The following is an 11,122-nucleotide window of genomic DNA, read 5'->3' as shown; positions in this document are numbered from 1 at the left end:
GGCGGGCGCAGCGCTTACGCTGCTGCTGCCGCCTGCGCTGTGGCTGACCGGCGCACCGCCGGTCAGCGTATGGTCCGCGCTCGGCCTGCTGGCCGCAGCGGACCTGTGGCTCTGGGCCGCCCTGCGCGCAGCGGGGGCGGCGGGGTCCCCGCCGGAGCCCGGCGGCGGGGAGGCGGGCAAGGCCGCAGCGGAGATGCTGCGGCTGCGCGGGCTGTTGCTCTCCGGCGCGGAGCGGGAGAGCGGGAAGGCGTCCAGCCCTGACGCAGGCGGGCTGGAGGCCGGGATGCGCGAGCTGCGCCGACTGATGGAGGCCTGGGGCACCTGGCGCCAGCGCGTAGACCGGCAGGCGGCTGAGGCCGAGGCCTGCCGGACGGAGCTTGCGCAGCTGAGCGGACAGGAGCAGGTGCTGACCGGCGAGCTGGAGGAAGCGGAGGCCCGCTTCACGGGGCTGGCGGTACGCTACGAAGAATGGCTGCGTCAGCGGAGACTCCCCGAAGGGCTGTCGCCGGACGGCCTGCCGGATATCTTCGCCCTGGCAGAGCAGGGCCATGAGCTGCTGCGCCAGGAGGCCAAATGGTCTGCGCGGCTGAGCGGCTTGGCGGCGGAATGTGCGCTCTATGAGCAGGAAGGGTTGAAGCTGCTGGCGGCTGCTGGGACCGGACGGCTAGATTATATTCCCTTTATAGCTGAGCAGCACCCGCTCCCCGTCACCAATCCTACTACCCAGCATCCACCCGCCACTCCAGTTGATACCCGCCACCCTACCCCAGCCGCCCTCTTAACCTGGCTGGAGCTACGGAAGAAGGAGTGGGATCAGCTGAAGGCTGAGCTGCTGCGCGCAGAGAGTGTGGAGGCACGGCTGGCTGAAGTCCGGGAGGAGCTGGCAGCGAATCACAAGGAGCAGGCGGAATTGAACCTGCGGTGCTCGAAGCTGCTGGAGGAAGGCGGTGCTGAGAACGGAGAACAGTTCCTGCGCCGTTCCTCAGCGTGGTTGAGACGGATAGAGGTCACGCGGTCTGTGCGTCAATCGGAGCTGGCGATGTTCAGCGGATGGGATGACAAAGGCCGGGCAGAGCTGCTGAGTCTGCTGGAGCATCTGGACGCCAGGCGGCTTGCACAGGAGCGTCAGGCTGCGGAAGAAGCGGCGGCCGAGCTTGAAGAGGAGCGGAGCGCACTGCTTGAGCAGCGCGGCAAGCTGCTGCAGGAACGGGAAGCGTTGACAGAGCGCGGCAAGGAAGACACTGCCCTCCAGCAGCTGGAGGAGCAACGGGCGTCACTGCGTAATCTGGCGGGGCAATATGCGGTAACGGCACTGGCGGCCGAGCTGATGGGCCGGACGCGCCGGATCTATGAGCAGGAGAAGCAGCCTCAGGTGCTGCAGCTGGCCTCCGTGTATTTCTCGAAGCTCACGCACGGGGAATACCGCCGGATCGTGATGACGCTGGGGCATAAGGAGCTGAAGGCTGAACATAAGGATGCCGGACTGCTGGACAGCGGGCTGCTCAGCCGGGGAACCGCGGAGCAGTTGTATCTGGCGATCCGGCTGGCACTGGCAGAAACAATGAGCAGCAAGGTGAATCTGCCGCTGTTCTTCGATGATCTCTTCGTTAATTTCGATGAACACCGGCTTCACGCGGCCCTGGCTCTGCTTGGTGAGCTGTCGGCTTCCCGGCAGATCGTCATGATGACCTGCCACCGCCACGTCGCCGAAGCTGTGGCGGGTATCATTCCTGCTGCAGCAGTTATTTCCGTGTAGTCCGGATGGCAGGCTTGATGCTGACAATCGTGATCCCCTGCTTTTTGCCGCCCGCACCTCCTGTTGGGGGCTTGCCCTGCCCTGGCGGCGGAGATATGGGGGAACGCACGAGCATGACCACCCATATCAGACACAGCGCGCCGAAGATCGGGTAGAAGATGCCCAGCAGCGAGCTGAAGCCGAATTGGCTGAACACATAGCAGATCAGCATTAGCAGCGGGGCGACCAGCGCAGGGGCAACCGGGAGACGCTGCTGGAGCTGTACGCTTACACCGTAGATCCCCGCAACGAAGGTGCTGAAGATTTCCATGAAGATCAGCAGCAGAAAAATCATCTGCACCACCGGACCCAGCCGGATGGCGATGCTTCCCATTGGAATCTCGAACTGCAGGATGCCCGGCATCTGCGAGCTCATGGCAAAATGGGCCGCCAGCAGCATGAAACCGATGCCCGCTCCGCCCAGAATACCGCCGCGCACCAGCGCATGTTCATCATCCGTATGACGGGCTAGCGGAACCAGCACAGCCTGGGCCATGCCAAGGTTGAACGAGGTATAGAGCAGCGGAGAGATCCAGGCATTGATGCTGCTGTAATCCGTGGGCAGGAAGAGGAAGCGTTCGGCTCCCGCAACACCCAGTGTATTACAGACAAGGATCAGCGACAAAGTAAGCATCAGGGGCACCACCAGGCTGTTGATCTGCAGAATGCCAGAAATGCCGCGCTTCAGCAGCAAGTAAGATCCGAGGATAGTCAGAAGCAGCCCCGCCTGATAGGGAAGGCCGAGATGCTCCTTGAAGATCGCCCCGGCGCCTGCCAGCATGATGCTGTTCACCCCGATTAGAATAATCATGGTGAACAGGCTGATGATGGTCCCGGCCTTGGCTCCGAACAGGTGGCGGTTGAAATCCTCATACGAGTCCGCAGAGATTTTCCGGGCGATGATCATCATTTTGGTGCCCAGCCAGATAAAGAGAGCGGCAGAGAATAGAATCGTCAGCAGCGCCCAGTGGCCGTATCTGGTGAAAAAACGGAGGATTTCCTGGCCGGTAGCGAATCCGGCGCCGACAATGGTGCCGATATAAGTGAAAGCGATCTGTAATGTGCGGACATGTGACTTCATGCTTAGCCTCCTTATGAATGCTGCGAAGTTTATAATCGCGGGGCCTGCAAGGATATAGCCTTGTGTAGTCCGCATAGTACAGGTTATGATGAGGAACAGAGGGACATGACTTCCGCCTGGACGAACAGGTGCGATTTCGGTGGAACGTCTGCGATTATAAAGGGTAATGGAGGTTTACAATTATGGAATTATTGAAACAGCGGATTTTGGAGGAAGGCGTAGTCGTCTCCGATCAGGTGCTGAAGCTGGACGGGCTGCTCAACCACCAGGTCGATCCGATGCTGACGATGGAAATGGGACGGGAATTTGCCCGCAGATTTGCTGAGGCTGGAGTTACTCGCGTAGTGACTGTGGAATCCTCGGGGATTGCCGTGGCATTTGCCACCGCTTATGAGATGAAGGTGCCGCTGGTGTTTGCCCGCCGCAAAAAAACGCTGTTGGCTGATCCAGACGCACTTTGCGAACGGGTTCCATCTTTTACCAAAGGGATTGTTACGGACATTATGCTGTCCCGCCAGTTCATCTCGGAGGATGACAAAATCCTCTTCATCGACGATATTATCGCCAACGGCGACGCGGCCCGCGGCCTGATTAAGATTATCCAGCGTTCAGGAGCCGAGCTGGTGGGCCTTGGCATAGTGGTCGAAAAAAGCTTTCAGGCCGGCGCGCGCACGATCCGGGAACAGGGAATCCGTCTGGAATCCCTTGTTGATATTACCTCCCTTAATGACGGGACCATCGTTTTTGGATAAGGTGGAAGTGACAATAACAGGAACATAGCCTATTTTTGAAACATCTGCTTTCCACCCTATAAGTTTTCCTTTATAATAAAAATTAGACATGAGAGGGGAGGCGTCACAATGGGGAAAGAACCGGTGACAGAGCAATTTTTCATTGATAAGCTAACCGAGGCTAAGGATCACTTCGAACGTGCGCTGGATTGCAAACACACGGAGTTCGACGATTTGTATCCCTATATGATCGAACATCCTCAGTTTTTCTGGTACAAACGTTATGTTGCTTGGTCAGAGCTGTTGACAATCACAAGTTTGTGTGAAGAGCTGTCGTTCAATTGGAGACAGACATTCACAGAGCATCAGGTCGAATATCTGGAACAACGTGTGATGTCCGCTAAAGTTCTTGACTTCTGGTTTGAGAAGAATGAAGCGCTGATATAGGAACTTCATAAGACATACAGATTGCTTTTGAAAGATAACTAGACCCGGATGATTCTCATTTGGGTCTTTTTCATGACCGGATTCAGAGTTGAATTGGACAAGCTAAGCACAGAGAGGGGAGCAAGAATACTATGATCAGTGATGAACAACTGGATGCCTACCGGATTTCCGGTGAGCGGGTAAGAGTCGTGCGCGACGGGCTGGCGAGCAATGATATCAGAGGGATCGTGCTGGCCTGGGACGAGACCCAGGTGATGATCCGGCGTCCGAACAAGCATGTGGTGAAGCTGGACCGGAGATACTTGTATCAGCCGGTGAGCGAGCCCAGACCAGAAGCCTATACCTCAGAATGAGCGGAGAACGGAGGCCACGATGAGTCATCATAATAAAATAGCGATCGTCACCGGCGGGACGGGCGGAATCGGGCGCTGTCTCACCGAGGAATTACTGAAGGCCGGAGCAGTGGTTGCCTGCATCGATACAGATTCAGCAGCCGGACACTGGCTGGAGGAGCGGTATGGCACAGAGCGGCTGTTCTTCTATGCGGGCGATATTGCGCAGCAGTCCGTGCTGGATGATTTCACCGCACAGGTAATCAGCCGCTACGGACAGGTGGATTACCTTATTAATAATGCCTGTATCAGCAAAAAAGGCTTGTTGTCCGAGTGCAGCTATGAGGATTTCGAGTATGTGCAGCGGATCGGAGTGACAGCGCCTTATTATCTGACGCTGCGGCTTAAGCCGTATTTAGCCCAAGGAGCCTCTATTGTGAACATCTCCTCCAGCCGGGAGCGGATGTCGCAGCCGGATACCGAGAGCTATACTGCCGCCAAAGGTGGGATTGGTGCTTTGACCCACGCCCTTAGTGTAAGTCTAGCCGGTAAGGCTAGGGTGAATGCCATCAGCCCGGGCTGGATTGACACTACGGCTTATCACGGTACGGAGGAAACGCCGGAACCGGTTCATACAGAGCCGGACCGGCTGCAGCATCCTGCGGGACGGGTCGGAACTCCGGCAGATATCGCGGCTATGATGCTGTTCCTGTGCAGTGAGGCTGCGGGATTCATCACGGGCGAGAACATTACAATCGATGGCGGGATGGGCAAGCAGATGATCTACCACGGAGACGGGGGCTGGACCTTCCGCCCAGGAGGGCAATCATGAAGCTGCCGGTTATTAAGAACGCCGGGGAACTGGCCGTGCTGGTGCGGGAGATCGGGTACCTGCCCTTGTTCCGCTGTGAGATCGCAGGCTTCTCTCTGGAGGAATGCACACCTGCGGGCTACTGGTTCGTGAAGGATGTAATCGGCCCGTGGGAATGGCGCGAGGAGATTGCGGCCGGGGGCGAGATCGCTTATGCGAAGCTTTTTAACAAGAAGGCCGGGTTCATCAGCAGAGAATGGTATCCGGACTTCGCCAATTACCGCCGGGACGGTTATGATTTCGATGCCAGATATGATGACGGACTGGCCTCCATGGCCAGCAAACGAATCATGGATGTGCTGCTAGAGCATGAGGCAGGACTACTCTCCAGCGATCTTAAAGCGCTGTCCGGCTTCGCGGTCAAAGGTGCCAAAGGCTTCGACACAGCCATGACACTGCTCCAGATGCAGACCTACATTACAGCCAGCAAATTCGAGTATAAGCAGGACAAGCATGGCCGTCCCTACGGCTGGGGAATCGGCCGTTATGCTGTGAGCGAGCATGTATTCGGAGCAGACTATGTGACTTCACGTTACAGCGATCAGCCCGAGGCATCCAGGGAGCGGATCATGGAGCATACGGCCAAGCTGTTCCCGGAGGCCGGGGCGAAGCAACTGGAGAAGGTCTTGAAGTAAGTTCCCTCAGGCGTCGAACGAAGAGGCCGGGTTGCTGCTTGGGCCCAATGTATGCGAAAAATCGATTACAATTGCTCGCGTGGAGGTAGCTGGACCAAATATAATCGAAAAACCGATTACAATTGCTCGCGCGAAGGTACCTGGGTCACATGTATGCCGCCTGTACTCCAGACGACAAAGTCTAATCAAGCCGCTCACCCAACGTATCATATATTGTTCTGCACCCGCACCAAGAGCCTCGTCCGCAAAAGGACGAGGCTCTTCATGTCAGCAGTACATTCCACCACAAGGGCAGCTTAGATGGTCATGGCTAACTGTTCGGCTTGTTCTTCTCGGGGAAGAATGGAGGCAAGCTCGGCACCCAGTCCGAGGTAGGCGCGCATACGCTGCATCATCTCATTACGGAAGCCGGGCCATAGAATATGGATCTCGCCAACATAGCCCCGGCAGTTATACTCGGCGGTAACTCCGCGCTGATCCTGGCGCACAGTGTTGATCTTGAGCTGGTTCGCGGTAAGCTCGCGGGTAACCTCCTGCAGCATCAGGGATGTCTTCTTGGTAGCGCTGGATACCAGCTCCATGTAGAGCTGGGGAGTCTTGAACAGACCGCTCTTGCCGATGGCGCGGCAGTCCCGTTCAAATACTTTATGAATAAACGTTAGCAACAGATAGCTTCTGACCAGGGACAATTCATCTTTGGTTATATTCTCAGGGATTATTGGTGTATTTAGGGGGTGTCTCTTGGTAATCGCCATTATAAATCACCTCATTTATAGTATGCGAACCTTTGTTCTCATTATACACCGAATCCGCAAATAAAAGCAATATTTTACTTGCAATTTATGGATAGCAATTTACAATAAAATAAACTTGACTCCATAATTCTGGCATGGTAAGATCTATCTTGTGGCTGCGAAAGTTAGCCAACTGAATATGCGGTCATGGCGGAATTGGCAGACGCGCTGGCTTCAGGTGCCAGTGGTAGCAATATCGTGGAGGTTCGAGTCCTCTTGACCGCATTACCGTAAGAGTGAATAAGCTCTTGAATCAGTCCTTTTGACGGTTCAGGAGCTTTTTTTGATTGGTTAGATCTGATTGATAATAAGAATTAGGTGTGCCAATATGGTTTTGCTATTGAAATAGGCCGCCTGTATTGTTTATGATAATATCTATGATATTCATTAAATCTTGAGTAGGTAGATTATGAATTTAAATGACAATATATTAATCAAGATTCGTGAAATGAGGGAAAGCTTTACTCCGGTTGAACGGCTGGTCGGGGATTATATTCTGGAAAACAAAGAAGAGATTCCCCATTTGTCCATTAAAGAATTGGCCCAATCGAGTAAAACAAGTGATGCCTCGGTCCTGCGGTTCTGTAAAACAATGGGCTACAGCGGATACCGCAATTTTATTGTGAGTATATCAGCTTCTTTGGGTTCCCGCGATGAGGATGCAAAGGCCCAATATACAGATATTCAGCCGGGTGATGATCTCTCGACCATTATTTCAAATATTTCACTCAATAACATGAAATCCATTGAGGACACACTTAGTGTGGTTGACCGGAAAGAGATTGCAAAAGCAGTAGAAGTGCTGTGCCTTAGCAAAAGAATTGTTTTCTTTGGCATAGGGGCCTCGGGAATCGTGTGTATGGACGGGGAACAGAAATTCTCACGCATTAACAAGATGTGTCATGCTTATACGGACGGCCATAGCCAGCTTACTGCAGCAACCTTGCTCGGCAAAGATGATGTTGCCATTTTTATTTCTAACTCTGGTGCAACCAGTGATATTATTGACGCCCTGATCATTGCCCAGAAGAATAAAGCGACATGTATTGCAGTTACCCGGTACAACAAAAGCGAGCTTGCAGTGCGGGCGGATATTGTTCTTAGCATATCTACCCCTGAAATAACGATCCGCAGTGGTGCCATGGGCTCGCGTATTGCTATGCTGACGATCATCGACATCCTGTTTGCCGGGGTTGCCAGTGCAGAATACGAGCAGGTAAAAACCTCTTTAACCAATACCCATAATATTTTGAAGAAAAAACTCAGATATTAAGTTCTGGGAAGCGCATGAATTTGGAAGAAGCATTGATCGGTCATCGGTCAATGCTTTTTTTAATAGACAAGAATTTATATGTTTTGGGGTCCCCGCAAAGTACCTGAGTTATCATCGAAGCTAAATCCCCACTTTGTGGGGTTATTTTATTGCGTTTAGTTCACCTGATCTCGCCTGAGGTGGGCTGCGAACGTAATTGAAGAGCAGATGTGCACTTGAATTGGGTTTGATACTCTCCCTCTTAACAGCGGAGCGTGCTCACCAAGCGTCGTACTTAAATCATGCGCATAAACCAAAAAGGAGGTGTCTTATTTGCCGTTTGCCGGCTTCTGAAGACACATCTGCTTCACAATATCCTGCGCCGCTTTGTTCTTCCCTTAGTCATGTCAGATTATCTACACCTTAGAATGTTTGATTTTGGCGAAACTAATGACTCGTTTTTCAAGGATGCGGCAGAAGAAGTGATAAGAACGTTTGACAAAAGTGAAAATTGTATATTGTAAGCGCTTTATAAATGTGATATAACTGATTATACAAGTCACTGAAATAAAAAATCGGAATAATATTCATAAATAAAATTTTATTTCAAAATCTATTGACGGTTTTAGGAATATATATTAGTATAAAAATTAATAAATGTATGGTATTCTAACATCATTTGTTAGATATATGTAATTTATATTTAAAAAGAAGGAGGATGACTATGAATGACTACCTTGCGGGATTAACTACAGAAGCCGTGAATCCGGACACCCTGATGATTGATGAATGTACAACTGAACAAATGGTCCAGTTAATGAATCAGCAGGATGCTCTGGTCTCCGCAGCCGTCGCTAACGAAATTCCGCAGATTGCAAGGGCGGTAGATATTCTGCACAACAGGCTGTCTGCCGGCGGGAGAATGTTTTACATAGGAGCCGGCACATCCGGAAGATTGGGTGTTTTGGATGCTTCCGAATGTCCTCCTACCTTTGGTACAGATCCTTCCCTGGTACAAGGATATATCGCTGGGGGTGATATTGCTTTACGGAATGCGGTTGAAGGCTGTGAAGACGATGAGGAGGAAGGGATCTCATTAGTCGAAAGCATCGGGGTGACAGAGCAGGATGTAGTTATCGGCATTTCGGCAAGCGGGAGTGCCAAGTTTGTGATTTCAGCTTTGGCGAAGGCGAAGGAGCTTGGGGCAGCTACCATCGGTGTGTGCAACAACAAGGACTCCAAGTTTGAACCCATTGTAGATATTTGTATTTCACCTGTTGTAGGACCGGAGGTCATTAGCGGCTCGACCCGGTTAAAGGCGGGAACGGCTCAAAAGCTGGTGCTTAATATGCTTACAACATGTACTATGGTCAAATTAGGGAAAACGTATAACAACTTAATGGTTGATTTAAAAGCCAGCAATTTCAAGCTGATAGACCGCTCCCTCCGCATTATTATGAATACGACGGGGGTAGAGACCCAAGCCGCCTCAGAGACACTTAAAAAAGCAGGAATGAATTGTAAGCTGGCCATCATGATGATTAAAACGGGGTTAGATGCAAAGGCGGCAGAAGAAGCGCTTGAAGCAAATGGAGGACGCCTCAAACAAGCGATCCTATCATTGAATTAGAAAATCGAGGAGGCTGCTATCGATGAAAAAAAGAAATGGTTCAACGCTGCTTTTGTCAGCAATCATGATGATGTCGCTGTTATCCGCCTGTGGAGGGAACGCAAATAACACTGCGGATTCTGCAAATTCCGGAAACACAGGCAGCGGCGGTGCGGGAAAAGATACAATAACTGCATTATTACCTCCGGTATCGGCTAATTACCAGGCCCGCTTTGCTGATATGGAAAAAGAATTTAATGCACTGCATCCTAATTTGACGCTGAAAATCGAACCGGCGAGTTGGGAAGATATGACACAAAAGCTGGATACACAAGTCAATGCAGGCTCCCCTCCGGATATTGCCTGGATCGGTGCCTCCGGACTTTCGAAATATGCAGCACTAGATGTACTAATCGATCTGAACCCAGTCCTGTCTGACGAAGTTAAGGCGGATTATGACGAAGTTCCAATGAAGTATTTTCAATTGGGGAACGCCCAGTACGGCCTGCCCGCGTATATGGAAATCCACACCATCGGCGGTAATAAACAATTCCTTGAAGAAGCCGGAATTGACTGGAAGAGTATTCAGCAAAACGGCTGGACCTATGATGAGTTCCGGAAAGCTATTGCAAAAGGCGTAGTAAAAAATGATAAAGGTGAAACCAGCCGTTACGGTTTCGTATTCGCGACCTCCGGTGTAACTTCTAAAGATTACCTGGCTATTCTTGCTAAAACTGCGGGTCTGCCGGATTACTTCGACAAGGACCTCAAATACACGTATACAAGCAAAAAATTCCTGGGCCTGCTGACAGCGATCCGTGAAATGATCGACGATGGTTCTATGCCTAAAGAGTTAAGCTCCATCGATGCCGGCAAACGCTGGAATATGTTCCTGACCGGCCAAACGATGATCACCGGTAAAGGCTTGTCGGCATTTGAAAACTCCGCCCGTCTGAACAATGAGAAAATTAAAGCGAACGATGGATCAGCTGTTGCGGATTCGATCGAAGTGGATTACATTTCACTTTCTGTACCAACCTTCAACGGTGCCGATTATATCCCTACTTCCATAGTAGATGGTTATATCGCACTCCGTGGTAAAAAAGAGCCTTCAGAAGAACATATCAAAAATATTGCCCTGGCGGTGAATTTCCTGTCTTCCGGTTCGATTGCTGCCAACTATAGTAATGAGCTGTTCTTAACACCAATTACCGAGTCTGCACGTAAAGCAGAAGTGCTTGAAAAATTCCCGCGTAACGAAGACAACGTAGCTGCAGGTAAAGCAATGATGGCCAAAGCGCTCCCGGCCCGCACAGATATTCCTACGGAGCAGGCTGCTGAAGCGCTCAAAATTGAAACAGAAGTGATTATTCCTAAACTGCAGGCATTGCTTGCCGATGAGATTACCCCGCAAGAGATGTATGATGCAGTTAAAGCAGCTGCCGTCAAATCCTTCGGTGAAGATGGTGTGGTCGCTGACTAGATTGCCATATAGGCCGGCATGTGAAGTGAAAGCTGTACGAAGCTTAAACGTACAGCTTTCCTTCTGAATGTAGGCAAGCAGAAGGTACTTTT

Annotated in this window: 11 protein-coding genes and 1 tRNA gene; 10 read left to right on the top strand and 2 right to left on the bottom strand. The window is 51.6% G+C overall.

The window, feature by feature from the left end:
• Window positions 1-1,756, top strand: a 1,756-nt coding sequence (locus C162_RS36370; RefSeq protein ID WP_036695684.1) for an ATP-binding protein, incomplete at its 5' end; no start/stop codon positions are given.
• Here C162_RS36370 and C162_RS16910 read toward each other — a convergent pair.
• Window positions 1,743-2,876, bottom strand: a complete 1,134-nt coding sequence (locus tag C162_RS16910; protein WP_036695683.1) for a YkvI family membrane protein — start codon at window positions 2,874-2,876, stop codon at window positions 1,743-1,745. The two genes, C162_RS36370 and C162_RS16910, sit on opposite strands and share 14 nt — an antisense overlap.
• Window positions 2,877-3,058: 182 nt before the next feature.
• Between C162_RS16910 and C162_RS16905 the strand changes: the two genes are divergently transcribed.
• The 5 genes from C162_RS16905 (at window position 3,059) to C162_RS16885 (ending at window position 5,892) form a co-directional block, all read left to right on the top strand.
• A complete protein-coding gene (locus C162_RS16905) occupies window positions 3,059-3,628 on the top strand; it encodes a xanthine phosphoribosyltransferase (RefSeq protein WP_036695682.1) in 570 nt (189 codons plus the stop codon).
• A 108-nt stretch (window positions 3,629-3,736) separates the two neighbouring features.
• Window positions 3,737-4,054 (top strand): hypothetical protein, encoded by a 318-nt coding sequence (locus C162_RS16900; protein ID WP_036695681.1) that lies wholly within the window; start codon window positions 3,737-3,739, stop codon window positions 4,052-4,054.
• Window positions 4,055-4,185: 131 nt separating this feature from the next.
• Window positions 4,186-4,407: a hypothetical protein gene (locus tag C162_RS16895; protein WP_036695680.1), complete on the top strand. Its 222-nt coding sequence runs from the start codon at window positions 4,186-4,188 to the stop codon at window positions 4,405-4,407.
• 19 nt (window positions 4,408-4,426) lie between these two features.
• Entirely contained in the window at window positions 4,427-5,218 is a 792-nt protein-coding gene (locus C162_RS16890; protein WP_036695679.1) for an SDR family oxidoreductase, read from the top strand.
• On the top strand, window positions 5,215-5,892 hold the full coding sequence (locus tag C162_RS16885) for an AlkZ-related protein (RefSeq protein WP_036695678.1): 678 nt from the start codon (window positions 5,215-5,217) through the stop codon (window positions 5,890-5,892). Before C162_RS16890 ends, C162_RS16885 begins: the two co-directional genes overlap by 4 nt.
• A gap of 296 nt (window positions 5,893-6,188) precedes the next feature.
• Here C162_RS16885 and C162_RS16880 read toward each other — a convergent pair whose 3' ends face one another.
• The gene (locus C162_RS16880) at window positions 6,189-6,647 is read right to left on the bottom strand and encodes a hypothetical protein (RefSeq protein ID WP_051493616.1); all 459 of its coding nucleotides are present in this window, start codon (window positions 6,645-6,647) and stop codon (window positions 6,189-6,191) included.
• Window positions 6,648-6,827: 180 nt separating this feature from the next.
• On the opposite strand from C162_RS16880, the gene C162_RS16875 reads away from it, so the two are divergent.
• The 4 genes from C162_RS16875 to C162_RS16860 all read left to right on the top strand — a co-directional run bounded on the left by C162_RS16875 (window position 6,828) and on the right by C162_RS16860 (window position 11,030).
• Window positions 6,828-6,911, top strand: a tRNA-Leu gene (locus C162_RS16875).
• 184 nt (window positions 6,912-7,095) lie between these two features.
• On the top strand, window positions 7,096-7,959 hold the full coding sequence (locus C162_RS16870) for a MurR/RpiR family transcriptional regulator (protein ID WP_036695677.1): 864 nt from the start codon (window positions 7,096-7,098) through the stop codon (window positions 7,957-7,959).
• Between the two features lie 703 nt (window positions 7,960-8,662).
• The gene (murQ, locus tag C162_RS16865) at window positions 8,663-9,568 is read left to right on the top strand and encodes an N-acetylmuramic acid 6-phosphate etherase (RefSeq protein WP_036695676.1); all 906 of its coding nucleotides are present in this window, start codon (window positions 8,663-8,665) and stop codon (window positions 9,566-9,568) included.
• Between the two features lie 22 nt (window positions 9,569-9,590).
• Entirely contained in the window at window positions 9,591-11,030 is a 1,440-nt protein-coding gene (locus tag C162_RS16860) for an ABC transporter substrate-binding protein (RefSeq protein WP_036695675.1), read from the top strand.
• The last annotated feature ends 92 nt before the right edge of the window (window positions 11,031-11,122 follow it).

Origin of the sequence: Paenibacillus sp. FSL R7-269 (assembly GCF_000517865.1) — a bacterium.
Taxonomy (GTDB): Bacteria; Bacillota; Bacilli; order Paenibacillales; family Paenibacillaceae; genus Paenibacillus_AQ.
Note: the sequence above shows the minus strand (reverse complement) of the source record. Positions and strands in the feature narration are given on the sequence as shown.

Coding starts and splice junctions, on each gene's coding strand:
- C162_RS16910 (WP_036695683.1), bottom strand. CDS start 2,876: ATGAAGTCACATGTCCGCACATTACAGATCGCTTTCACTTATATCGGC.
- C162_RS16905 (WP_036695682.1), top strand. CDS start 3,059: ATGGAATTATTGAAACAGCGGATTTTGGAGGAAGGCGTAGTCGTCTCC.
- C162_RS16900 (WP_036695681.1), top strand. CDS start 3,737: ATGGGGAAAGAACCGGTGACAGAGCAATTTTTCATTGATAAGCTAACC.
- C162_RS16895 (WP_036695680.1), top strand. CDS start 4,186: ATGATCAGTGATGAACAACTGGATGCCTACCGGATTTCCGGTGAGCGG.
- C162_RS16890 (WP_036695679.1), top strand. CDS start 4,427: ATGAGTCATCATAATAAAATAGCGATCGTCACCGGCGGGACGGGCGGA.
- C162_RS16885 (WP_036695678.1), top strand. CDS start 5,215: ATGAAGCTGCCGGTTATTAAGAACGCCGGGGAACTGGCCGTGCTGGTG.
- C162_RS16880 (WP_051493616.1), bottom strand. CDS start 6,647: ATGGCGATTACCAAGAGACACCCCCTAAATACACCAATAATCCCTGAG.
- C162_RS16870 (WP_036695677.1), top strand. CDS start 7,096: ATGAATTTAAATGACAATATATTAATCAAGATTCGTGAAATGAGGGAA.
- murQ (WP_036695676.1), top strand. CDS start 8,663: ATGAATGACTACCTTGCGGGATTAACTACAGAAGCCGTGAATCCGGAC.
- C162_RS16860 (WP_036695675.1), top strand. CDS start 9,591: ATGAAAAAAAGAAATGGTTCAACGCTGCTTTTGTCAGCAATCATGATG.